Annotated in this window: 21 protein-coding genes; 14 read left to right on the forward strand and 7 right to left on the reverse strand. The window is 61.2% G+C overall.

The annotated features are described in order from the left end of the window. Positions 1 to 6: 6 nt before the first annotated feature. Complete coding sequence (locus KVG85_RS23220) at positions 7 to 597, forward strand: LON peptidase substrate-binding domain-containing protein (protein ID WP_016773014.1); 591 nt, start codon at positions 7 to 9, stop codon at positions 595 to 597. An 87-nt stretch (positions 598 to 684) separates the two neighbouring features. On the opposite strand, the gene KVG85_RS23225 is transcribed toward KVG85_RS23220, so the two are convergent. The 4 genes from KVG85_RS23225 to KVG85_RS23240 form a co-directional block, all read right to left on the reverse strand. After that, positions 685 to 4,167 carry a calcium-binding protein gene (locus KVG85_RS23225; protein ID WP_367615322.1) on the reverse strand — a complete coding sequence of 1,161 codons (3,483 nt, stop codon included), beginning with the start codon at positions 4,165 to 4,167 and terminating at the stop codon, positions 685 to 687. Between the two features lie 69 nt (positions 4,168 to 4,236). Beyond that, positions 4,237 to 6,237 carry a hypothetical protein gene (locus KVG85_RS23230; protein WP_225926892.1) on the reverse strand — a complete coding sequence of 667 codons (2,001 nt, stop codon included), beginning with the start codon at positions 6,235 to 6,237 and terminating at the stop codon, positions 4,237 to 4,239. 270 nt (positions 6,238 to 6,507) lie between these two features. Next, the gene (locus KVG85_RS23235; RefSeq protein ID WP_217865139.1) at positions 6,508 to 7,824 is read right to left on the reverse strand and encodes a bifunctional DedA family/phosphatase PAP2 family protein; all 1,317 of its coding nucleotides are present in this window, start codon (positions 7,822 to 7,824) and stop codon (positions 6,508 to 6,510) included. Positions 7,825 to 7,976: 152 nt separating this feature from the next. Beyond that, a complete protein-coding gene (locus tag KVG85_RS23240; RefSeq protein ID WP_217865140.1) occupies positions 7,977 to 8,702 on the reverse strand; it encodes a DNA-3-methyladenine glycosylase in 726 nt (241 codons plus the stop codon). 177 nt (positions 8,703 to 8,879) lie between these two features. On the opposite strand from KVG85_RS23240, the gene KVG85_RS23245 reads away from it, so the two are divergent. The 13 genes from KVG85_RS23245 (at position 8,880) to KVG85_RS23305 (ending at position 21,441) form a co-directional block, all read left to right on the forward strand. Continuing rightward, positions 8,880 to 10,151 carry a glutamate-5-semialdehyde dehydrogenase gene (locus KVG85_RS23245; protein WP_217865141.1) on the forward strand — a complete coding sequence of 424 codons (1,272 nt, stop codon included), beginning with the start codon at positions 8,880 to 8,882 and terminating at the stop codon, positions 10,149 to 10,151. Continuing rightward, positions 10,120 to 10,842 carry a nicotinate-nucleotide adenylyltransferase gene (gene nadD / locus KVG85_RS23250; protein ID WP_024014451.1) on the forward strand — a complete coding sequence of 241 codons (723 nt, stop codon included), beginning with the start codon at positions 10,120 to 10,122 and terminating at the stop codon, positions 10,840 to 10,842. The genes KVG85_RS23245 and nadD overlap by 32 nt, the downstream gene beginning before the upstream one ends. Before the next feature lie 72 nt (positions 10,843 to 10,914). Continuing rightward, positions 10,915 to 11,409 carry a ribosome silencing factor gene (gene rsfS, locus KVG85_RS23255; protein WP_016773024.1) on the forward strand — a complete coding sequence of 165 codons (495 nt, stop codon included), beginning with the start codon at positions 10,915 to 10,917 and terminating at the stop codon, positions 11,407 to 11,409. 9 nt (positions 11,410 to 11,418) lie between these two features. Continuing rightward, positions 11,419 to 11,886, forward strand: coding sequence for a 23S rRNA (pseudouridine(1915)-N(3))-methyltransferase RlmH (gene rlmH / locus KVG85_RS23260; RefSeq protein WP_011063671.1), 468 nt, complete (start codon positions 11,419 to 11,421; stop codon positions 11,884 to 11,886). Between the two features lie 10 nt (positions 11,887 to 11,896). Beyond that, positions 11,897 to 13,792 carry a penicillin-binding protein 2 gene (gene mrdA / locus KVG85_RS23265; protein WP_071173699.1) on the forward strand — a complete coding sequence of 632 codons (1,896 nt, stop codon included), beginning with the start codon at positions 11,897 to 11,899 and terminating at the stop codon, positions 13,790 to 13,792. Between the two features lie 31 nt (positions 13,793 to 13,823). Then, entirely contained in the window at positions 13,824 to 14,927 is a 1,104-nt protein-coding gene (gene rodA / locus KVG85_RS23270) for a rod shape-determining protein RodA (RefSeq protein ID WP_051600793.1), read from the forward strand. A gap of 17 nt (positions 14,928 to 14,944) precedes the next feature. After that, the gene (gene mltB / locus KVG85_RS23275) at positions 14,945 to 15,955 is read left to right on the forward strand and encodes a lytic murein transglycosylase B (RefSeq protein ID WP_217865142.1); all 1,011 of its coding nucleotides are present in this window, start codon (positions 14,945 to 14,947) and stop codon (positions 15,953 to 15,955) included. Beyond that, entirely contained in the window at positions 15,955 to 16,965 is a 1,011-nt protein-coding gene (locus tag KVG85_RS23280) for a septal ring lytic transglycosylase RlpA family protein (RefSeq protein WP_016773027.1), read from the forward strand. The genes mltB and KVG85_RS23280 overlap by 1 nt, the downstream gene beginning before the upstream one ends. A gap of 187 nt (positions 16,966 to 17,152) precedes the next feature. Beyond that, on the forward strand, positions 17,153 to 18,310 hold the full coding sequence (locus KVG85_RS23285; protein ID WP_016773028.1) for a D-alanyl-D-alanine carboxypeptidase family protein: 1,158 nt from the start codon (positions 17,153 to 17,155) through the stop codon (positions 18,308 to 18,310). Between the two features lie 86 nt (positions 18,311 to 18,396). Next, complete coding sequence (locus tag KVG85_RS23290) at positions 18,397 to 18,672, forward strand: DUF493 domain-containing protein (RefSeq protein ID WP_024014446.1); 276 nt, start codon at positions 18,397 to 18,399, stop codon at positions 18,670 to 18,672. Then, positions 18,672 to 19,319 (forward strand): lipoyl(octanoyl) transferase LipB, encoded by a 648-nt coding sequence (gene lipB, locus KVG85_RS23295; RefSeq protein WP_071173697.1) that lies wholly within the window; start codon positions 18,672 to 18,674, stop codon positions 19,317 to 19,319. Before KVG85_RS23290 ends, lipB begins: the two co-directional genes overlap by 1 nt. Positions 19,320 to 19,344: 25 nt before the next feature. Next, on the forward strand, positions 19,345 to 20,343 hold the full coding sequence (gene lipA, locus KVG85_RS23300) for a lipoyl synthase (protein ID WP_160768663.1): 999 nt from the start codon (positions 19,345 to 19,347) through the stop codon (positions 20,341 to 20,343). 132 nt (positions 20,344 to 20,475) lie between these two features. Further along, complete coding sequence (locus tag KVG85_RS23305; protein WP_217865143.1) at positions 20,476 to 21,441, forward strand: S66 peptidase family protein; 966 nt, start codon at positions 20,476 to 20,478, stop codon at positions 21,439 to 21,441. 100 nt (positions 21,442 to 21,541) lie between these two features. On the opposite strand, the gene KVG85_RS23310 is transcribed toward KVG85_RS23305, so the two are convergent. The 3 genes from KVG85_RS23310 to holA all read right to left on the reverse strand — a co-directional run bounded on the left by KVG85_RS23310 (position 21,542) and on the right by holA (position 24,309). Continuing rightward, positions 21,542 to 22,864 (reverse strand): lytic murein transglycosylase, encoded by a 1,323-nt coding sequence (locus KVG85_RS23310; protein ID WP_217865144.1) that lies wholly within the window; start codon positions 22,862 to 22,864, stop codon positions 21,542 to 21,544. A 61-nt stretch (positions 22,865 to 22,925) separates the two neighbouring features. After that, complete coding sequence (arfA, locus tag KVG85_RS23315) at positions 22,926 to 23,090, reverse strand: alternative ribosome rescue factor ArfA (protein ID WP_016773035.1); 165 nt, start codon at positions 23,088 to 23,090, stop codon at positions 22,926 to 22,928. A gap of 181 nt (positions 23,091 to 23,271) precedes the next feature. Beyond that, complete coding sequence (gene holA / locus KVG85_RS23320) at positions 23,272 to 24,309, reverse strand: DNA polymerase III subunit delta (RefSeq protein ID WP_041477726.1); 1,038 nt, start codon at positions 24,307 to 24,309, stop codon at positions 23,272 to 23,274. Positions 24,310 to 24,348 lie beyond the last annotated feature (39 nt).

Consider the following 24,348-nt stretch of genomic DNA (forward strand, 5'->3'; position numbering starts at 1 on the left):
ATGTCTATGAGTCTGCCGCTTTTCCCGCTGAATACGGTGCTGTTCCCCGGCTGCAACCTCGATCTGCAGATCTTCGAGGCGCGCTACCTCGACATGATCGGCCGCTGCATGAAGCAGGGCGTCGGTTTCGGTGTGGTGTGCATCCTTGAGGGCAGCGAAGTCGGTGTGGCACCAGAAGGTTTCGCAATGGTCGGCTGCGAGGCGCGGATCACCGATTTCGAGCAACAGGACAACGGCCTGCTCGGCATTCGCGTGCAAGGCGGACGGCGCTTCACTGTGCTGCGCACCGAAGTGCAGCGCGATCAACTGATTCTGGCCGACGTCGAGTGGCTGGACGATGAGCCCGAGCAACCGTTGCAGGACGAGGACGCCGACCTGGTCGCGCTGCTCAAGGCGCTGGCCGAACACCCGATGGTCGAGGCGTTGAACATGGGCACCGAAGCCGCCGGGCAACAGGCGCTGGCCAATCAGCTTGCCTATCTCTTGCCCTTCGCCGAGGAGGACAAGATCGATCTGCTGCAACTCGACGACCCACAGCAACGCCTGGATGCGATCCAGGCATTGCTGGACGAGTTGCAGGGCGAACTGTTCGCCTAGTTTCACTTGCAAAGCGCATGACTCGAGGCGCAAACGAAGATCAGCGCAGGCCCACCCTGGCACGATGTTGAAACCGGCAGCGCACGGTCAGCTCATGTTGACCGGGATGAACAGACCTTCGCGGTCGACGCGCTCCAGCGGATCATTCAGCAGGGTCCATTGATTGCTCACCGAGTTGTAAACCAGCGTGCCCACTATGTCGGCTTTGTAACCGATGTGGATGACGTAGACCCGTGCGGCCAGTTCGTGGCGTTGTTTGTGCTTTTCGATATCTGCCAGCAATGCCTCGACACTGGCGTAGCCACGAGCATCGATCACATACAGCTGCAACACCTCAAACAGCAGCGAGACTTCATAAATGTTGCCGGCTGACGTCACCACACAAATGGACTCCACCGGAGTGTCATCCAAGATGTCCGGCAACTCCACAGTGACGCTGGCAATGCGCAGGCGGTTGCCCTGGAGCTGGATATCGGCGCGTGTGGCAGTTTCTGTCAGGGCACGGGTAAACAGATTCCATCTCGATGCATTGGCCGTTTTTGCCGCAGCGCCCGGTGTGGCCAGACGCAGGATACTGTTGCTGGCGAGATAAACGTCGTAAGTCGCGCTTTTGCCTTCGAGCAGATAAATCCCGGTGTGCGGCCGCGATTCGATGACCACTTTGCTGTTCTGGCCGCCCAGTGATGGTTTCTCGCTGACCAACGGACGGATGAATGGATATTTTCCGTTGCGCCGCTTCAACCAGCTCCGCGAGCTGAGCATACGGATTCCGGGATTTCTGGCGTCGTCCCGGTAATCGAACGCGGGCACCTGCACGCGGTACGAAACGTCATCCTGCATGACCAGCACGATGTCGCCGGCCAGAAGCGGTGTCGTGACTTTCAGGCTGTTGTGGCCGCTGTAGCCCGTCGCGGCGGCAATCGTCTGGATCACGCCTTTGAAGGTCAGCACTTTGGATGGCAGCAGAATCGACAGGCCGATGTTCTTGTAGGTCAGGTGCGTGTTGCCCGAAACACCCTCGCGCACTTCCACGCCATAGCTGACCACCACGTCGACGATCTCGCTGTCCTGGTAATCCAGGTAAATGGTACGGGCGCCGGTAGCGTTGCCTGCGGCGACGAATTCGACCCTGTGCTCGGTACGTGCGACGAAGTGGCGCTGCACGCCCTGACCGTCCAGCGCCACCGTGCCAACGTTGACGATTGCCGGGGCGGGTGCCGGCCGTCCGCTGACGGTGACGGCAACCTCGATGTCCTGACTCAAGGCTTCACCTGGTCGAGTGGGCAGCTGCGCGCGCAGTTCATAGCCGTCGAGGGTGCGGAAGGCCCACTGAGCGTTATTCAATTGACGCTGACCGTTGACCGTTCGATAGACGTTTTCGAGGGTCAGCACATGGTCGGGGTCGCTGCCGTCCCTGCCGCTCAAAGAATTGACCACCAGTGATGTACCGATGATTTGCCAGCGTTGAATAACCGCCATCGTCCAGCCGAATTCGATCAGGCTCGAATGTTCGCCACGCTCGATGATCGTTGTACGTGCATTGGTGTCGGCAATGTAATAGCGGTCTTCGCCGCCGCCGCCCTCCACCGTGCACTCGGTACCGAAAATTGCGATCGTGTCGTTGCCGTCGCCAGCGCTGATGCGGTCGTATCCGTTGGCGGAAATCTGGTTGGGCTGGTCATTGCCGGTGATAGTGCTCGTGCCTTTGCGCAAGGTCGCAACGTTTTCAATGGAAATCAGATGGGCGACTTCGAGAGTGTCGTTCGCAGAGTCGGGGCCGCGAAGTGAGACCTTGCCGGTCTGCAGATTGACGTCGTGACCGACGTAACGCGTGTCGGTAATCGGACGGACGCCTTCGAACGCAACCAGGTCGTTGCCCGAGCCGCCATCCAGCACATTGATGTGCGGCGGTCTGGTCGATCGATCCAGTTCCTGATCAGAGACTTCCTGGTAGAACGCATCATTTGTGTCGCCGCCGGTCAGTGCCTTGTGACCTTCGCGGTAGGTGAAGAGGTTGGGCCGCGCCTTGACGCCCACCACGCGGTCGTTGCCATCACCCAGGCGCCAGAACACGCCTTTGCCTTCGCCTTGGCTGCCGCTGACCATGCCCTTGAGGTTGTCAGGTAATCCGACGCTTGCGTCGATTGCATCGTCGCCGCCGACGATCACCGCCTGGCTGTCGAGTCTGAACGGCAACTGCCCGGCGCTTTCGTCCCACTGGTAACGCCATAGTTCGACAGGGCGCAATTCGGCGCGAAACGTGCCATTGACCACATGTGCGATGGAGTCCTTGTAAGCTCCGGCCAGCATGTCTTGCGCCGACAGTTCGAGCTGTTTTTCATAGTCACTGTATAGCCTGGACAGTTTGAAACGGTCCATCACCTCGGTGTCCAGTTCCTTGCCGGTGAAGGTGAACCATCCCGAGCGCAGACGCTCAAGTGTCGTCAGTTCGATGTAGTCGTCGATATCGTCGACGACCCTGGCGGCCTGATAAATCATCGATCCGCCGATGAGCAGCGCAGCGGCCGCGAGGCCGAGCGGGCCGGCAACACTGCCGAAGCCGGCCAGCGCGGCGACCCCCAGCACCAGGCTGATGCCAGCGCTCGCGACACTCAGGGCACCGCTGAAATAATGATCCTGAGCCTCTTTGCCTGATGTCGCGGCGGCGGCGTTGAACGATTTGATCGCGTCGACGATGTCGAACGGCAAGGTAATCGCGCTGGCGAACAGTCCCGCACCACGGCTCATGTATTTGCCGATCGAGGTCAGCGCAAAACCCTTCAGTACATTGCTGCCCTGAGTCAGCATCGCCTGGCCTGTTCTGGTCAGGCCCTGCTCGATGATCAGCGAACCGAGTTCAGCAGCGATGGATCCGCCGTAGTACAGCATTTCCAGCTTTTCGCCCTTGTTTATCGCGTCCGTCAGGGCCATGTAGCCACTGTAGATGCCGAAGGCTTGCATGCCGACTCCTGCGCCGCTCATCAAATAGCTTTTGCTCTTGTTGACCCAGCCCGGCGCGTTTGCAAACGCGTCCGCACGGTGGATTTCCAGCTTTTGCGCAGCCTTGCCCAGCTTGTTGAGACGATCCATGGCGCTGCCGGAAACCAGCGGCGTATCACTGATGAACAGTGGGCCGGCATCCACCGAGCGCTTGCAGGCAATTTCGTAGAACAGCATTGCCGCTATGTCATTGTCGGGAAAATCCACGGCTTTCAAGCGCGACTGTACCTGCGCCGATTCGAAGTTGAGCCCGTCCAGAAATGCCTGATCCACGCTCTTCATGTGGGCATTCTCCGGACTGACAGGTTGACCGCCAACGGTCGCCCCCAGCGCGTGCAGCTCGACCCGACTGATCATGATTTCACCGATCCGTAGCAGGCCCAGATGCTTGTCCAGGGCCTTGAGGGTCTTGCGAAGCGACGGATCAGTGCCAGGCAACTCGCCTGGCGGCTGCGTCTGATTGCGTATATGGGAGGGCGGGGCATGGGGGTTCGCCGAGACGTTGATGGGGGTAACTTCAAGTGCGCGAACGTGGGCGATGTGGGTCGCAGGGACGATGAGTTTCGACACGTATTAATCCTTTAATGGTGTGCATGAGGATGGCGGTCTCCTCTCCGGCGTTGCGTGGGCGCGCCCGGTTCAGGGCCAGACGATGTCGTAGGCAAACTCGTTCTTGTTGCCCGACAGCCTGAGGATTGGCAGTCCTGCCGCTTCCACTTTGTCGATCAGTCGGTCGTATTGGAATTTGTTGGCATGCCCGGCGTGGGTCGCCGCCTCGATGCGCTCAGCGTCCGCGCCGGCCTGTTCCTTGATGTCTGCGACTCTGGCGCCTTTGCTCAGGTCTGTGTTCAGTAACCAGATACGCTCGGCTGGAACTCCGCTGCGGGTGACCGAAATCAGCCCCTCGAAATCGTCGGAGGGAAACCAGGTCGGCGGGTTTTCACGCGCAGCGGAATTGAACGCCATGTTCTCTTCGTGCGGGACGACTTCCAGATTGCGCGTGTCGAGGGCGTACAAGAACATTTCCGTCTGCCGTGTGCGCGAGGACCGATAACCCCGCTCGTGATCCCAGGCGACGGGACTCTCAGGATCAGACCAGTCGGATGAGGAACTGCTTGAATCATCGGCATCGCTTGCGCCGCTGTCTGAGCTGCTGTCACCCGCATCGCGCCCCGGATATTTGTGGGTCTGGCTGTTGAAACGCAGGTATTCGGGGTCGGGGGCGCTGGCATACATCTGGCCCTGCTCGAGACTGAACGTCGCGCTGATCGGCTTGTGCGTGGTGGCGCCGGGTTCGTGATGGTAGCGGGGCAGCATGGTGCCGTCGTTCGCCAGCTCGAACGGCGTGCGCTCGTCACCGCGAAACAGCGCCGGGACGTCCGTGCGATACAGGCAATTGTGTTTGTTACGCAGGTAACCGAGCTGTTTCAACAGTTCCTCGCGGACCTCGGGGGTCAGGACTTGTTCTGCGTCGTACCAGTCGTGGCGGGCATTGCGCTTGAGGTTGAGCTGCTCGACCGCATCTGTGGCCAATTGCTCAAAGCGTTGCGGGTTGGTGATGTCATTCAACAGGCGCTTGTGCGCCAGTGCCCAGGCTGGAATCGCCAGATGGTCGCTCATCTCCTGCTGCAAGCGGGTCAATTGCCTGGGCAGCAGATTGAACGATTGCAGAAAGGCTTCGCGCTCTGCACGGCTCATCTGCGGATGCAGCCAGCGCAGCGAGTCGCGCAGCAGATCGGTTGCCGGATTGTCCGTGGTGGTGGGATGTGCCCACTGTGGGGGCATGCCGGTGGTCTGGGCTTCGGCACGAAAGCGCGCAATGTCCTGCCCCTGCAACCCATATAGCTGCCAGATATCATGATCGGTCCACTGTTTGAGGTGGGTCGGCGACGCCGCGAATCCGCCCAGCGGAGGATCTACCGCAATGAAATTGCCAAATGAATCCCTGAAGGCGAACAGGGGGGTGTCTGTGCGCGCTGCAAAAAGCGGATGCATTTCGTAGTAACCCTGAGCATCCGGCGAACGCCCCGATGGACTGTAACGGCTTTGATTGACGGGCGTTGTCACGGGGGCGAGGCGCGCTCGCTTCGGCGCGGGTTGTTCGGTCAGGCGCCAGGTGGGACTGCCTGCGTTTTTATACAAAAGCGGTCCGGAGGGCACGCGCTCGGTCAGTAACTTGCTGCGCCATGCGCCGGTTTCATCTACACCGACGTGAGTGGTTTGCAAAGCGCCCTGATATTCGACGTCAACGAACTTTCTGCCAACGACCCAGCGAAATCCATCGGTGTCGGCAGGCTTCATTCCACGCAGAAAAGCTTCCGACAACCAGTAATCGTTTATTGAACTGGAATGCTCCGAACGAGAAGCGCCGTGTGCCGGTAACTGAAAGATTTCGATCGCCGGAAGTCTCGGGTTTGCATCGGCGAGGGGGCTGCCGGAAGTTGTTGTGGGCAGCGTCTGGTCGTGACCACCGGTCCTTCTCGATATTTCAACGGCGCTGGCATCGATCAAGGGGCGATGTGGTGCGGGTGCGTGCAGATCAGTTTGATGCGGCGTTGTAACAGGCGTCTTGCGGGGTATCTTTGGGCTCATGAATAACTCGGCAAAAAATGAATTGATAGTGGCGCGGCAGAACTTCAATGCCTGGACCGGATAAATAGTGGTTGTCAGTAAGTGCTCGAGCCAGGCGGATTGAACTAACGGCTTTTCAACTGCAAAAGACTTCGCGACCGTGTTCTGGCTGGACTATGTAACGCTAGTTTGGCGTCGATTGGGAATGCGGAAACGTCGGTTTTATAACCAGGAAAGTTAACCGCAGGAGAGGAAGTTTGCGTAGGTTATCAACGCCGCTCTTGTCGGAATATTCCGAAAGAGCGACGTATAAAACATGTGGCTTGTAAGTTGTCTGTATCAGTAGGCGTATCGCAACAATGTATGTGGCAAGTGGCGCAGTACGAAGAAGCCGAACAGAGCAACCATTGATGGCAGGATCAACCACCAGATCTTGAACGGCATCGCGTCAAGGGACGTCTGCCGTTGGCTCAACCACAGCACCGCAGCACACACGCAACTGGCAAGCATTGCACCGGCCAATATGTCGGTTGGCCAGTGCGCGCCGAGATAGACCCGTGACAAGGCAATGGAGAGTGCCGGGATGCAGGCAATCAGCAGCCATGTCAGGCGCATGCGCGGCGGCTGACCGCGCCCGGCCAGCACGCCCAGCGTCAGGAACAGGGCGAATGCGCCAGAAGCATGGCCGCTGGGCATGCTGTAGGTGGTCAATGGATCGCTGAGTACTTCCGGGCGCACTCGAGCAAAAAAATACTTGGTTCCGGTATTGGCCATAGCGGTGATCAACATGGTGGCGCCAGCGAATATCGCCTGGCGCCACTGCTTGCACAACAACAGCAGAATGACGAGCAGGGCGCTGAACAGCAGCATGTTGCGGAATTCGCCGATCAGGGTCAGCGTCACGGCGATTTCGTCCAGCGCTGGCTGCCGATGTTCCTGGACCAGAGTCATCACACCGTTGTCGAGCGCGGTGAGGTATGGATAGCCGATGAACAGACCGATCAGGATCAACAGGCTCATGCCGCCGATCCAGATCGTCGCGCGACGATGGCGGCGCACGCTGCTGTTGACGCTCAGGCCGACCATCACCGCGATGCTGGTCGCGACAATCCCGGCTTCGAGCCAGAAACCTTCAGGCAATGGCAGGCGGAACGCTGCGCCCGTGGCCCAGCCCGGCAACAGATAAGCCAGGCTCCAGCCAGCAGCGGCCAGCAGGCTGACGGCGAAGAAACGCGGGAAGGGCATGTCGCACATCCCGGCGACCATCGGCAGCATGGGCCGCAACGGGCCGATGAAACGCCCGACCAGCAGGCTGGCGATGCCATAACGCTGGAAGTACGACTCGGCGCCGGCCATCCATTCCGGATGATGGCGCAGGCCCGGCAGGCGGCGGATGTTCTGATGGAAATGGCGGCCGAGGAAGTAGGAAATCAGATCGCCAAGAATGCCACCAAGAAAGCCCAGCAGCAGCGTTTCGCTCAATGACAGCGCGCCGCTGCCGGCCAGCACCGCCACGGCAAACAGCAACACCGTGCCCGGCACGATCAGCCCGGCAATCGCCAGACATTCCACGCACGCCACGATGAACACCGCTGCGGCCAGCCACTGCGGATTGGCGCCGAGCCATCCGGTGATGCTATCGAGCCATGGGCCCATACAGAAAAACTCCATTCATTCTTTAAGTAATTGTTACGCGGTTGACTGCTGACCTGTGGGAGCGAGCCTGCTCGCGAATACGCTGTGTCAGACGATACAAGCGTTGGCTGGCACGACCCCTTCGCGAGCAGGCTCGCTCCCACAGGGGGGCATCATTCATTGACGGATGCGGCGTCGGTTACGGGAAGCAAAATGTAATCCCGGCCTTCGACCTGACCCCGTCGCAGCGGGTTCCGCGTACACCATTGCGCATACGCGGCGTCAACGAAGCGGTACATCAAGTGTTCATCACGGCCCAGCGGAATGCCCAGCCGGGTGGTTTGAATAATCTGCGAGGGCGGCGGCCCGGTGTCTTCGACCAGCAACAACTCATGGTCGAAACGCTTGGCATCCCACATCGGTACTTTCAAACCCAATGCCTTGCACAACAACGTCTGCCCGGCGCAGAGCTTCTGTGTCGGACGCGGTCGGCCCTGGGCATCGGGATTGTTCAGCAGCATCTGCGCCAGACTCGCCGGACCGCTCACTTCATCGACCCACGGATAGGCGGATTTGATCAGCACGGCGTTGCCCGGTCCCTGCGCACTGAAGTTCAGCGAATCACCACCGCGTGCGTAATACATATAGATGTGGCCGCCATCCAGAAACAAAGCCTTACGCTTTTCTGTATAGCCGAGCGAGGCGTGGCTGCCTTTTTCCGCGCAGTAATAGGCTTCGGTTTCGATGATTCGCGCACTCAGCCACAGGTCGCCGACGCGATGGCGGATGACTTTGCCGAGCAGCGCCTGCGCCAGAATCTGGGCGTCGCGGTCGAAAAAACTGTCCGGCAGACCCACGGGCAGGCGCGCGGACTCGGGGCAAAGGGGCACGTTGGTCATGATGGGCAAGGTTTATCCAGGCTCAAGAGGTCGTGATGATAACAACGCTGAGCTTAATTACGTCTGAACGACGGCCAAACGCAGCTCATTTCGACCATCCGCCCGTCACCGCTGTTAGTCCCGGGACGCGACAGCTATAATCTGCCGCTTTCCTCTTTGCCAAGACCCCAGCAGACCATGACTGAGTCCGTTCTTGACTACATGACCCGATTGGGTCGCGCCGCCCGCGCTGCCTCCAAGGTCATCGGTCGCGCCAGCACCGCGCAGAAAAACCGCGCCTTGCAGGCTGCCGCCAATGCTCTGGATGCTGCACGCGCCGAGCTGGCCGCTGCCAATGAGCTGGATCTGGCTGCCGGTCGCGCCAGCGGTCTGGAGCCGGCGCTGCTGGAACGTCTGGAACTGACCCCGGCACGCATCGACGGCATGATCGTCGGCTTGCGCCAGGTCGCTGCACTGGCGGATCCGGTCGGCGCGATCCGCGACATGAGCTTCCGTCCGTCGGGCATTCAGGTCGGCAAGATGCGCGTGCCGCTGGGCGTGATCGGGATCATCTACGAATCCCGTCCGAACGTGACCATCGATGCCGCCAGCCTGTGCCTGAAGTCCGGCAACGCGACCATCCTGCGCGGCGGCTCCGAGGCGATTCATTCCAATCGCGCGATTGCCGCGTGCATTCAGCGTGGTCTGGCCGAAGCCGAACTGCCCGCCGCTGTGGTGCAAGTGGTCGAAACCACCGACCGTGCCGCCGTCGGCGCGCTGATCAGCATGCCGGAATACGTCGACGTCATCGTGCCCCGTGGTGGCCGTGGCCTGATCGAACGCATCAGCCGCGATGCCCGCGTGCCGGTGATCAAGCATCTGGACGGCATCTGCCACGTTTACGTCAGCGAACACGCCGATCTGGCCAAAGCCCAGCGCATCGCCTTCAACGCCAAGACCTATCGTTATGGTATCTGCGGCGCGATGGAGACCCTGCTGGTCGATCAGGCTGTTGCCAGGGATTTCCTGCCGTCGATGGCCGCGCAGTTCCGCGAAAAAGGCGTTGAGCTGCGCGGTTGCGAGCGCACCCGGGCGATCATCGAAGCGGTCGCGGCCAGCGAAGACGACTGGCACACCGAGTACCTGGCGCCGATTCTGTCGATCCGCGTGGTCGACGGTCTGGAGCAGGCGATCGAACACATCAACCATTACGGCTCCCATCACACCGACTCGATCGTCAGCGAAAACCTCGCTGACACCCGCCGGTTCGTGGCGGAAGTCGACTCGGCCTCGGTGATGATCAACACGCCGACCTGCTTTGCCGATGGATTTGAATACGGATTGGGTGCCGAGATCGGCATTTCTACTGATAAGCTGCACGCCCGCGGCCCGGTCGGGCTCGAGGGGCTGACCTGCGAGAAGTACATCGTGGTCGGCGATGGCCAGTTGCGCGGCCAGGCGACGGTCTGACTTGACCGACCTCGACCTGACAGCGCCGCACACCGGCAGCGAGTCGCGCCCACAACGCATTGGCGTGCTGGGCGGTACGTTCGACCCGGTGCATATCGGCCATTTGCGTGGCGCGCTGGAAGTTGTCGAAGCGCTGGCGCTGGACGAGTTGCGCCTGATGCCGAACGCGCGCCCGCCACATCGCGGGACACCGCAGGTGTCGGCGCAGGATCGGCTGGCGATGGTCGAGTGCGCGGTGGCCGGATTGCCGCCGCTGGTGGTGGACGCCCGCGAATTGCAGCGGGACAAACCGTCCTGGACCATCGATACCCTGGAGTCGCTGCGCGCAGAGATGCCCGCCGAGACCCAGGTTTTTCTGCTTTTGGGCTGGGACGCATTTTGCGGCCTGCCCACTTGGCACCGCTGGGAAGAGTTGCTCCAGCATTGCCACATCCTGGTGCTACAGCGCCCGGACGCCGACAGCGAACCGCCGGATGCCTTGCGCAACCTGCTGGCAGCGCGTTCGGTGAGCGACCCGCTGGCCCTGAAAGGGCCGAGCGGACAGATTGCATTCGTCTGGCAGACACCGCTCGCGGTTTCCGCCACCCAGATCCGTCAACTGCTGGCCAGCGGTAAGTCGGTACGTTTCCTGGTGCCCGACGCGGTCCTGGCCTACATCGATGCGCACGGTCTGTACCGTGCGTCGAACTGAACAAGGCGTGCTTCACCGATACGGATCACCGTATCCCCAAGCCGCCGAATACATGAGCAAAACGAGTTACATATGACTGATAAAGATCTACCGAAAGTAAAGCGCAAAGGCACGTTCAAGAGCGCACCACTGCCGGAAGCCGTCAACACCAACGAGCCGCTCAAGGGCGACGAACTGGTCAAGATTGCCGTCGCTGCGCTGGAAGACGTCAAGGCCCAGGACATCCAGATCATCGATGTGCGCGACAAGCAGAGCATCACTGACTACATGATCATCGCCACCGGTACCTCCAATCGCCAGATCAACGCGATGCTGGACAAGGTCCGTGAGGAAGTGAAAAAGCAGGGCGCCAAGCCGCTGGGCGAAGAAGGCAAGGGCGACAGCGACTGGGTTCTGCTCGACCTCGATCTGGTGATCGTGCACATGATGACTGCCTCGGCGCGTCAGTTCTACGACCTGGAGCGCCTGTGGGCCGGTGCCGAGCAAAGCCGTGCGGCCGATGCCAAGCACCACAGCCCGGAAAACACCCACGAGCATTTCACCAAGCTCAACAAAGACCAGTTCTAAGGGATCGCTGTGCGACTGCGCCTGATCGCCGTCGGTTCACGCATGCCCAAGTGGGTGGAAGAAGGCTGGCATGAATATGCCAAGCGTCTTCCGTCCGAGCTGGCGCTGGAACTGGTGGAAATTCCGCTCAACACCCGTGGCAAGAATGCCGACGTGGCCCGTTTCATCCGCCAGGAAGGCGAAGCCATGCTGGCCAAGGTCGGGCACAACGAGCGGATCGTCACGCTGGAGGTTCACGGCAAGCCGTGGAGCACCGAGCAACTGGCGGTCGAACTCGATCGCTGGCGCCTGGATTCGCGCACGGTCAACTTCATGGTCGGCGGCCCGGAAGGGCTGGCACCGGAAGTCTGTGCCCGCGCTGACCAGCGCTGGTCGTTGTCGCCGCTGACCTTGCCGCACCCACTGGTGCGGATCCTGATCGGCGAACAGTTGTACCGTGCCTGGACCGTGTTGTCCGGCCACCCTTACCACAAGTAAGCCTGCCCTCATGTCTCAGCCGATCCGCATCAAGGACCACGAAAAGGACGCCCGTCTGGTGCGCAGCCGTGTCGTGTTCGGTGCGATCGTGATCGTGGCGCTGATCTGTGTGTTGATCGCGCGTCTGTATTACCTGCAGGTCATCCAGTACGAGTACCACTCGACCCTCTCGGAAAACAACCGCGTCCATGTGCAGCCGATTCCGCCGACGCGCGGGCTGATTTTCGACCGCAACGGCGTAGTCGTGGCCGACAACCGGCCGAGCTTCAGCCTGAGCATGACCCGCGAGCGCTCCGGCGACTGGCAGCAGGTGCTCGACGTCATCGTCGAGGTGCTGGAGCTGACGCCCGAGGACCGGGTGATCTTCGAGAAACGCATGCGTCAGGGGCGCCGCCCGTTCGAGCCGGTGCCGATCCTGTTCGAGCTGACCGAAGAGCAGATCGCCCGCATCGCGGTGAACCAGTTCCGCCTGCCCGGGGTGGAAGTGGTCGCGCAACTGGTCCGGCATTACCCGCAGGGCGCGCACTTTGCGCATTCGGTGGGCTACATGGGGCGGATCAACGAGAAAGAGCTGAAGTCGCTGGATCCGGTCAACTACAGCGGCACCCACCACATCGGCAAGACCGGCATCGAGCGGTTCTACGAGCCGGAATTGCACGGTCAGGTCGGTTACGAGGAAGTCGAGACCAACGCCCGTGGCCGCGTGTTGCGGGTGCTCAAGCGCACCGATCCGATTCCCGGCAAGGACATCGTCCTGAGTCTCGACATCAAGTTGCAGGAAGCCGCCGAGGCCGCGCTGGGCGGGCGACGTGGCGCGGTGGTGGCGCTCGATCCCAAGACCGGCGAAGTGTTGGCGATGGTCAGTCAGCCGAGTTTCGACCCGAACCTGTTCGTCACCGGGATCAGCTTCAAGGCCTACGCCGAGTTGCGCGACTCCATCGACCGGCCGCTGTTCAACCGCGTGCTTCGTGGTCTGTACCCGCCGGGCTCGACGATCAAACCGGCGGTAGCGATTGCCGGTCTTGACGCCGGCGTGGTCACGGCTTCGAGCCGGGTGTTCGACCCGGGCTATTACATGCTGCCCAACTACGACCACAAGTACCGCAACTGGAACCGTACCGGTGACGGCTTCGTCGATCTCGACACGGCTATCATGCGGTCCAACGACACCTACTTCTATGACCTGGCGCACAAGCTCGGCATCGATCGGCTGTCGACCTACATGAACAAGTTCGGCATCGGTCAGAAGGTCTCGCTGGACATGTTCGAAGAGTCCCCGGGCCTGATGCCGTCCCGCGAATGGAAACGCGCAACGCGCAAACAGGCGTGGTTCCCCGGCGAAACCCTGATTCTCGGGATCGGCCAGGGCTACATGCAGTCGACGCCACTGCAACTGGCCCAGGCCACGGCGCTGGTGGCCAACAAAGGCATCTGGAACCGTCCGCACCTGGCCAAGTCCCTCGACGGGGTGAAACCGGTGGATGAAAACCCGATGCCGAATATCGTCCTGCGCGACCCGTCCGACTGGAACAAGGTCAACCACGGCATGCAGCAGGTGATGCACGGTGCCCGTGGCACCGCGCGCAAAGCGGCGATCGGCGCGCAATACCGCATCGCCGGCAAGTCCGGTACCGCGCAGGTGGTGGCGATCAAGCAGGGCGAGAAATACGACCGCTCCAAGGTCCAGGAACGCCACCGCGACCACGCCCTGTTCGTCGGCTTCGCCCCGGCCGATGATCCGAAAATCGTCGTGTCGGTGATGGTCGAGAACGGTGAGTCCGGTTCCGGCGTTGCGGCGCCAGTGGTGCGCCAGGTCATGGACGCCTGGTTGCTCGACCAGGACGGCCACCTGAAAGCCGAGTACGCCAGCCCAATCACTGCGGAGGCCCCGGCCCGTGATGAATAATTTCGATCGCATGCTCTCCAGCGAGGATGTGATGCGTCGCCGCGCGACGTTGCTGCAAAGACTGCATATCGATGGTCCGCTGTTGATCCTGTTGCTGATCCTCGCCGCCGGCAGCCTGTTCGTGCTGTATTCGGCCAGCGGCAAGAGCTGGGATCTGCTCGGCAAGCAGGCCACATCCTTCGGTATCGGTCTGGTGGCGATGATCGTCATCGCCCAGTTCGAACCGCGTTTCATGGCCCGTTGGGTGCCGCTCGGTTACGTGATCGGCGTGGTCTTGCTGATTGTCGTCGACATCATGGGCCACAACGCCATGGGCGCCACGCGCTGGATCAACATCCCCGGGGTGATCCGCTTCCAGCCCTCGGAATTCATGAAGATCCTGATGCCGGCAACCATCGCCTGGTATCTGTCCAAACGCACCTTGCCGCCGCAGCTCAAGCACGTCGGCATCAGCCTGATGCTGATTGGCGTGCCGTTCATTCTGATCGTGCGCCAGCCGGATCTGGGGACTTCGCTGCTGATTCTCGCCGGTGGCGCCTTCGTGCTGTTCATGGGTGGCCTGCGCTGGCGCTGGATTCTCAGCGTGCTGGCGGCGGCGGTGCCGGTGTCGGTGGCGATGTGGTTCTTCGTCATGCACGACTATCAGAAGCAACGGGTCCTGACTTTCCTCGACCCGGAAAGCGATCCGCTCGGTACCGGCTGGAACATCATCCAGTCCAAAGCCGCGATCGGTTCCGGCGGCGTCTTCGGCAAAGGCTGGCTGCTCGGCACCCAGTCGCACCTGGACTTTCTCCCGGAAAGCCACACCGACTTCATCATTGCCGTACTCGGTGAAGAGTTCGGCCTGGTGGGGATTTGCGCGCTGCTGCTGATCTATCTGTTGTTGATCGGTCGCGGGCTGGTGATCACCGCGCAGGCGCAAACGCTGTTCGGCAAATTGCTCGCCGGCGCGTTGACCATGACTTTTTTTGTTTACGTTTTCGTCAACATCGGTATGGTCAGTGGCCTGTTGCCGGTCGTGGGGGTGCCGTTGCCGTTCATTAGCTACGGAGGAACTTCGCTGGTGACGCTGCTGTCAGCGTTTGGGGTTTTGATGTCGATCCATACCCATCGCAAGTGGATCGCACAGGTTTGAATAAGGTGAAGAGTGCAATGCAAGTAATGCGTGGCTGGGCGACTCGATGCGCGCCAGTGGTAGGCCTGATGGGCCTCCTGGGCAGCATGCAGGAAGCGCTGGCCGGCGACTATGAAGGCTCGCCGCAGGTGGCCGAGTTCGTCGGCGAAATGACCCGCGACTACGGTTTCGCCGGTGAACAACTGATGGGTGTGTTCCGCGAGGCGCAACGCAAGCAGTCGATTCTCGACGCCATCTCCAGACCCGCCGAACGGGTCAAGCAGTGGAATGAATATCGCCCGATGTTCATCACTGACGCGCGCATCGCCCGGGGTGTCGACTTCTGGCGTCAGCACGAGGCGACCCTGGCCCGTGCCGAGCAGGAATACGGCGTGCCGGCACAAGTGATCGTGTCGATCATCGGCGTCGAGACCTTTTTCGGACGTAATACCGGTAATTTCCGCGTGATCGATGCGTTGTCGACCCTCGGCTTCGACTATCCTCCCCGTGCCGAATTTTTCCGCAAGGAATTGCGTGAGTTCCTCCTGCTGGCCCGTGAAGAGCAGGTCGACCCGCTGACCCTGAAAGGCTCGTACGCAGGGGCCATGGGCCTGCCGCAGTTCATGCCGAGCAGCTTTCGCGCCTACGCGGTGGACTTCGACGGTGATGGCCACATCAATATCTGGAACAACCCGGACGATGCCATTGGCAGCGTCGCCAGTTACTTCAAGCGTCACGGCTGGGTCGCCGGCGAGCCGGTGGTCAGCCGCGCCGATGTACGCGGCGAGCAGGCCGATGAAGGCCTGACCACTGGTATCGAACCAGTGAAGACGGTCGCAGAGTTGCGGGCGCTGGGCTGGTCAAGTCATGATGCGCTGCGCGATGATATGCCGGTTACCGCATTTCGCCTCGAAGGCGACAACGGCCCTGAATACTGGATGGGCCTGCAGAATTTCTACGCGATCACGCGTTATAACCGCAGCGTGATGTACGCCATGGCCGTACATCAACTGTCTGAACAGCTGGTACAAGCACGGGGCGTCAAGTAATGCAGGCATTGCCTAACAATAAACCCCTGAAGCTGGTGGCTTTCGCTGCGTTGGCAGTCCTGGTCGCCAGTTGCACGACCAGCCGTACGCCGACGCAGAAAACCCCGTCCACCGCTGTCCGCGCCCAGCCAGGCCTGGACATCAACCGCGCGCACAAAGACGGCGCGCCGTGGTGGGATGTCGATGTTTCGCGCATCCCGGATGCGACACCGACCCTGCACACCGGCCCGTACAAGGCCAATCCTTACACCGTGCTGGGCAAGACCTATTTTCCGTTGCAGGAATCCAAGACCTACGTGGCTTCGGGCACGGCGTCCTGGTACGGCACCAAGTTCCATGGCCAGAACACCGCCAACGGCGAAGTGTATGACCTGTACGGCATGAGTGCCGCGCACAAGACCTTGCCGCTGCCAAGTTACGTCCGGGTGACCAACCTGGACAACAACAAGACCGTGATCCTGCGCGTCAACGACCGTGGGCCGTTCTACTCCGATCGAATCATTGACTTGTCTTATGCTGCGGCGAAGAAACTCGGCTATGCCGAAACCGGCACCGCGCGGGTCAAGGTCGAAGGCATCGATCCGCAGCAGTGGTGGGCGGCCAAGGGCCGTCCGGCGCCGCTGATGCTCAATGAGCCGCAAGTGGCGCAGAATAGCGCGCCAGTGATTACGGCTTCGGCCGGCACCGTCGAGCAATGGACGCCGCCGCCGCAGCAACACGCCGCGGCCGTGGTGCCCGTGCAGATCGATGCAAAAAAAAACGCTTCTGCACCAGCGTCTGGCCAGTATCTGCAGGTGGGCGCGTTCGCCAACCCGGACGCTGCCGAACTGCTGAGGTCGAAGCTCAGCGGGATGGTGAGCGCGCCGGTGTTCATCAGCTCGATCGTGCGCAATCAGCAGACCCTGCACCGGGTACGCCTGGGGCCGATCGGCTCGCCGGGTGAGATCGCCCAGGTGCAGAACAGTGTGCGTCTGGCCAATCTGGGTTCGCCCAGCGTGGTCACCGAGTAACACGTAGACCTTGATTGACGGTTCACTCGCGGTATTCGGGGGGTGAACCAGGTTGTTGGCTCGTCGAAGAACAAAAGCCCGGCAAGGGTGACTGGAGTGAGCAACTGAACACGCGATGGCCCGTTAGAAGGCTGTCTGAATAAGTTTTGCCTTCGGGCAAGTTTCCATTAGCGATTTCGAGAGACGGATGAACATCACCACCTTTGCCAAACGCCTGTGTCTGCTAGTCCCGCTGCTCCTCTCGCCAGCCGCATTCGCGGCCGAGATGATGCCGTCGCCACCACAACTGGCCGCCAAGGCCTATGTTCTGATGGATGCCAGCAGCGGCAACGTGCTGGTCGAGAACAACGGCGACCAGCGTCTGCCACCGGCCAGCCTGACCAAGCTGATGACCGCCTACATCGCGACCCTGGAAATCCGTCGCGGCCAGATCGGTGAAAACGATCCGGTGACCGTCAGCGAAAACGCCTGGCGCACCGGCGGTTCGCGGATGTTCATCAAGGTCGGTTCGCAGGTCACTGTCAGCGACCTGCTGCACGGCATCATCATCCAGTCGGGTAACGACGCCAGCGTCGCCCTGGCCGAGCACATCGCCGGCAGCGAAGACGCCTTCGCCGATCTGATGAACAAGACCGTCACCGAACTGGGCATGACCAATACCCACTTCATGAACCCGACCGGTCTGCCAAACCCTGAGCACTACTCGTCGGCGCACGACATGGCGATTCTGGCCCGTGCGATCATCCACGAAGACCCGGCTCACTATGCGATCTACTCGCAGAAAGAGTTCTTCTGGAACGGCATCAAGCAGCCTAACCGCAACCTGCTGCTGTGGCGCGACAAGACCGTTGACGGTCTGAAAACCGGCCACACCGATGAAGCCGGCTACTGCATGGTGTCCTCGGCGGTACGTGACGGCCAGCGTCTGATCGCCGTGGTGTTCGGCACCAACAGCGAAGTGGCCCGCGCGGCTGAAACCCAAAAGCTGCTGACCTACGGTTTCCGCTTCTTCGAAACCCAGACCTTCTACCAGAAGGGCACCGAACTGGCGCAGGCGCCGGTATGGAAAGGCACCACCAGCCAGGTCAAGGCCGGCCTGGCGCAAGACCTGACCATGACCCTGCCGAAAGGCCAGCTGAAAAAGCTCGCTGCCAGCATGACCATGAACCCGCAACTGGTCGCACCAATCGCCAAGGGCGACGTGATCGGTAAAGTCGAAGTCAAACTGGAAGACAAGGTAGTGCACAGCGCCGACCTGATCGCTCTGGACGGCGTCGAGGAGGGTGGTATCTTCCGCCGCATGTGGGATAGCATCCGTCTATTCTTCTACGGCTTGTTCAACTGATTTTGTGTTGACCTGCATGGCCCCGCCCCGATCCGGTGCGGGGCCATGTGCGTTACCACGGCTTGCACTCTAGAGGCCGTTACGCCATGACCGATACCGAAGTAAAGGCGCCAAAGATCGAATTTCCCCAGACCGATTATCCGATCAAGGTGATCAGTGATACGGGTGTTGGCAACAAGGACAAGATCATTGCGATCGTCCTGAAACACGCGACCATCAATGATGAGCGCATCGACGAGCGTCAAAGCAGCAACGGCAAATACACCACCATCCAGTTGCACATCGTCGCCACCGACCAGGATCAGCTGTACAACATCAACAGCGAACTGCGGGCTTCCGGCATCGTGCACATGGTGTTGTGATGCACGGCACGCTGGGCTTTCGCGAGCTGGGCCAGATGGCTTACGAGCCGGTCTGGCATGCCATGCAGCGCTTTACCAACGAACGCGGCAATACTGCCGCCGACGAAATCTGGCTCGTCGAACACCCGCCGGTGTTCACCCAGGGCCAGGCTGGCAAGGCCGAACACCTGTTGCTGCCGGGAGATATTCCGGTGGTGCAGGTCGATCGTGGCGGCCAAGTGACTTATCATGGCCCCGGGCAACTGGTGGCCTATCTGTTACTGGATGTGCGCAAGCTGGGTTTCGGCGTGCGTGATCTGGTCAGCCGCATGGAAGCCTGCCTGATCGAACTGCTGGCCAGCTACGGCGTCACCGCCGCCGCCAAGCCAGATGCTCCCGGCGTATACGTCGATGGAGCGAAAATCGCTTCTCTGGGTTTGCGCATTCGCCACGGTTGTTCCTTTCATGGCCTGGCCCTGAACGTGGATATGAACCTGGAACCGTTTCGACGGATTAATCCCTGCGGCTACGCCGGGCTGGCGATGACCCAGCTGAGCGATCACGCAGGATCGATTGAATTTGCCGAGGTAAGTGCCCGGCTGCGCGCGCAGCTCGTCAAACACCTCGACTATGCTGAGCAGACGACCCTCACGGGCGGAATCGACTGATATGACTACTGATGCAGTGCAAACCATGATCCCGACGCTCGACGTGACCGAGCGCCCGGCCCCGCGTCCCAAGGTTGAAGCCGGCGTCAAGCTGCGCGGCGCCGAGAAGGTTGCACGCATCCCGGTCAAGATCATCCCGACCACCGAACTGCCGAAGAAACCCGACTGGATTCGCGTGCGCATCCCGGTTTCGCCGGAAGTCGACCGCATCAAGAGCCTGCTGCGCAAGCACAAGCTGCACAGCGTCTGCGAAGAAGCGTCCTGCCCGAACCTCGGCGAATGCTTCTCCGGCGGCACCGCGACCTTCATGATCATGGGCGACATCTGCACCCGTCGCTGCCCGTTCTGCGACGTTGGCCACGGTCGTCCGAAGCCTCTGGACGTCAACGAGCCGGAAAGCCTGGCCATCGCCATCGCCGACCTCAAGCTCAAATACGTGGTGATCACTTCGGTGGACCGCGATGACCTGCGTGACGGCGGTGCCCAGCACTTTGCCGACTGCATCCGCGAGATCCGCAAACTGTCGCCGAACGTGCAGCTCGAGACCCTGGTCCCGGACTACCGTGGCCGCATGGACATCGCCCTGGAAATCACCGCTGCCGAGCCGCCGGATGTGTTCAACCACAACCTGGAAACCGTGCCGCGCCTGTACAAGGCTGCGCGTCCGGGCTCGGATTACCAGTGGTCGCTGACCCTGCTGCAACGCTTCAAGCAGATGATGCCGCACATTCCGACCAAGTCCGGCCTGATGCTGGGTCTGGGCGAGACCGACGAGGAAGTCATCGAAGTCATGAAGCGCATGCGCGAACACGACATCGACATGCTGACCCTCGGTCAATACCTGCAACCGTCGCGCAGTCACTTGCCGGTGCAGCGTTTCGTGCACCCGGACACCTTCGCCTGGTTCGCCGAAGAAGGTTACAAGATGGGCTTCAAGAACGTCGCTTCGGGCCCGCTGGTACGTTCCTCGTACCACGCCGACGAGCAGGCGAAGCTGGTCAAGGCCGAGCTGCTGGGTTCCTGATTCACTGCTGATGTAAAAATGCCCGCCGAGGACGGTTCCTCGGCGGGCATTTTTTTGCCTGAGACAAGGGGCTTTTGTTTGTCTCTTCAGCTGACTACTGTGTGTGCATGACTTTACCGCTGGAGCCCATGGATGACCGTTCGACCGAGCCATACCCTGATTGCCCACCGAGCCGTACCGGCGCTGCCCTCCGAAGGGACGATCGGCGTCATCGCGCCTGCCGGTCCCGGCGCCCTCGACACTGAAAAAGCGCTTCAGTGGATGCGCGCGCGTGGCTATGAGCTGAAGGTGTTTCCGGGTGTCTATGAGAAGGACGGCTATCTGGCTGGCAGTGACGACGTACGCCTGCGCGATCTGCACGCGGCGTTCGCTGACCCCGACGTCGACGCGATCATTTGTCTGCGCGGTGGCTACGGTACGCCGCGTCTGCTCGACCGAATCGATTACGACCTGCTCAGCCGGCATGCCAAGCCGTTTGTCGGCTATAGCGACATCACTGCGCTGCACCTGGCCATCAGTCGCTACGCCGGGTTTGTGACCTTTCATGGCCCGCTGCTCAACGCCGACCTGCTAGGCGACAAAGAGCCGCCGACCGTCACCTCATTCTTCGCCATGCTGCGCGGGCAATTGAAAGCAGGCAGTGTGCTCAGCCACCCCGCGGCGTATCCGTTATCAACCGTCGAACCGGGCATCGCTCACGGGCGGTTGCTTGGCGGCAATCTGGCGATGATCGCTGCAACTCTCGGCACGCCCTACGAGATTGATGTCGAAGGGGTGATCCTGTTTATCGAAGACATCAACGAGCCTCTGTATCGCATTGATCGCCTGCTGACCCAGATGCGTCTGGCCGGCAAATTGGCCAGGCTGCGCGGTGTGCTGGTGGGTGATATCGCCGGGGTGGAGGTCGACGCGCTGAATCGGCTGCTCAAGCAAACCTTTGAGCCGTTACGGATTCCGGTGTTGTCGGGTTGGCGCAGTGGCCATTGCGACCCGAACCTGACGCTGCCGTTGGGCGCGCTGGTGCGCCTGGATGCGGGGAAGCAGGAGTTGCTGCTGGAGCAGGATGTGGTGATCAAGGCTGAAACGGTTATTGCCTGACAGTCAGTCTTCGCGAGCAGGCTCGCTCCCACATTGGAATACGGTCAACTGTGGGAGCGAGCCTGCTCGCGAAAGCGATATCCGCCATACGGCGGTCTTTCTATTGGTTGCGCAGGCTCTCAAGCAACTTGTGCGTCGGATACCCATCCGCCGGCCAGCCCAGCGCCTGCTGGGCACTGCGAATGGCCTTGCGGGTATTGGCGCCGATAATCCCGTCCGCTGTGCCGGCGTCATAATTACGCGCGCTCAATAGCGTCTGCAATTCGATGCGCTCGGTGCGGCTCAGCGGCAGATCATCTTTCGGCCAGCTGCCATTGATCAGGCCCGCGCCCTCGAAGCGCTCGGACAACAGACTCACCGCCAGCGCATACGACGAAGAATTGTTGTACTTGAGAATCGCGCGGAAGTTATCGAGGATCAGAAACGCCGGGCCGCGATAACCGGCCGGCAACAGCAGGGCGGCGGACAGTTGCTCGGAACCGGCTGGCACCTGCGCACCATTGGGCAGGCTCACGCCCAGTTGCCGCCATTCGGCGACGCTTTTGCGAATCGTGCCATCCGCCAGGGTGTAGTTGAAGCCGCTCGGCAATTGCACTTCAAAACCCCACGGCTGGCCACGTTGCCAGCCCGAGCTTTGCAGGTAATGCGCGGTCGAGGCCAGGGCATCGGCCGGGCTGCCCCAGATGTCGCGGCGGCCGTCACCGTCAAAATCCACGGCGTGGGTGTTGTAAGTGGTCGGAATGAACTGGGTCTGGCCCATCGCGCCGGCCCAGGAGCCGAGCATTTTCTCCGGCGTGATATCGCCCTGCTGCAGAATCTGCAGGGCGGCGATCAACTGCGCGTGAGCAAAGCCCGGGCGACGGCCTTCGTAGGCGAGGGTGGCCAGCGAGTTGATGACCGACTTGCTGCCCTGGAACTGGCCGAAATTGCTTTCCATGCCCCACACCGACACCAGCGCCTGGCGATCCACGCCATAACGCTGCTCAATGCTTTGCAGAATATCGGCGTACTGATTGATCAGCGCCTGACCCTTGCGCACACGCAACGGCGACAACGCGCCGTCGAGGTATTCCCACACCGGACGGGAAAACTCCGGCTGGCTGCGATCGGCGCGGATCACGCTGGCGTCGAAGCTGACATTGGCAAATGCCTGATCGAACAGCTCGGGGCGAATCCCGGCGGCTAGGGCATCTTTGCGGAAACCGGCCTGCCATTCGGCGAAGGTCTGGGTCGGTTGAATATCGAGCGGATCGGCGGACGGCACTACCGGCGGAATAATCGCTGGGGCCGTGGTAACCGGGGCGGCTTGAAGTGGTTGTGCATCGGCGGCGGTGGGTTTTTCCGCGCAGGCGACAAGCAGAATGAAGCTGGAGGCAGCGATCAATTGGCGCACGGGCCAACGACGGGAAAGACTTGGGGGCATGCACAGTTCCAGGGGAAACGAATCAGGTGCAGACCTTAACATGAGCGGGGGGTGGTGCGCTTCAGGCAGCCAGAAAGTAAAAAGCCTCCCGGTTGTCAGACCGGAAGGCTTCGCGGCGGTAGCTGCCTTTGCCCTTGGCTGGTCGTTCCTGGCGGCTGCGGAACAAGGGCTGGGCGACGATGGATTTGGCCTTGTTGGGGCCATGCTTTGCTGGCTTCTTGCTCATGAGGGTTCTCTCGGTGTGGTGGTTTTGCGCCGGGAATAATCTGCCGATGTAGCGCATCTGTCCAGTAGCTCATGCGTAGGAATATTCTGGCGCTTTCGCGAGCAGGCTCGCTCCCACATGGGTACGCGGTCACCTGTGGGAGCGAGCCTGCTCGCGAATGGACGCTGCGCGGTCGACTGCCTTATTCGGCAGGCAAAGACAATCGCTGGCCAGCCATCAACAACGCCAGACGACTCAAGCTCATCCACGGCGAACCCGCCGCCTGGCCCTTGATCTGCGCGTCGATACGCTGCGCTTCGAGCAACAACTGCGCCCAGCGTTGCGCCGAGTAGCGTTGCAGCGCCTTGCTCATCAGCGGCTTGCGCTTGTCCCAGACTGGCGGTTTCGACTGGCTGAAGCACTTGTCCAGTGGTGTGCCCTGGCTGTATTGCAGGGAGATGTTGGCCAGCAGGCGCAACTCCCGCGCCAGTGCCCAGAGGATCACCGGCGGCTCGACGCCTTCGCCGCGCAGACCCTCAAGCATGCGCAACGCGTGGGCCGGTTCGCCGTTGAGCACCGCGTCGGTCAGGCCGAACACGTCGAACCGCGCACTGTCGGCCACGGCGGCCTGCACGGTTTCGACGGTGATCTGCCCGCCTTCGGCCATCAGTTTAAGCTTTTCGATTTCCTGGGCGGCGGCGAGCAGGTTGCCTTCGACACGCGCGGCAATCAATTCGACGGCGTCCTGGCTGGCCGACAGGCCGGCCTGGGACAGGCGCTGACGAATCCAGCTGGGCAACTGATTGGCATCCACCGGCCAGATCTGCACGAACTGGGTTTGCTGGCCTTCGACCAGTGCCTTGCCCCACTTGGTTTTCTGCGCGCTGCCATCGAGCTTCGGCAAGCTGATCAGCAGGACAGTGTCTTCAGCGGGGCGTGAGCAATATTCGATCAGCGCGGCGGCGCCTTTGTCGCCGGGTTTGCCCGACGGCAGACGCAGTTCCAGCAGGCGTTTTTCGGCGAACAGCGACATGCTTGCGCCGGCCTGCAGCAACGTCCCCCAATCGAAATTGGCGTCGGCGGCGAAGACCTGACGTTCGTCGAAACCTTGCTGACGGGCAGCGGTGCGGATGGCGTCGGCGGCTTCCTGACACAGCAATGGGTCATCGCCGCTGATGATGTAGACCGGCGCAAGTGCGCCTTGCAGGTGTTTGCCGAGTTGCGCGGGAGCGAGCTTCATAAAGAAGGGCGAGCGGGGCGCCTGAGCGCCCCGACCGTC

This window comes from Pseudomonas triticicola, assembly GCF_019145375.1.
Classification (GTDB): Bacteria; Pseudomonadota; Gammaproteobacteria; order Pseudomonadales; family Pseudomonadaceae; genus Aquipseudomonas; species Aquipseudomonas triticicola.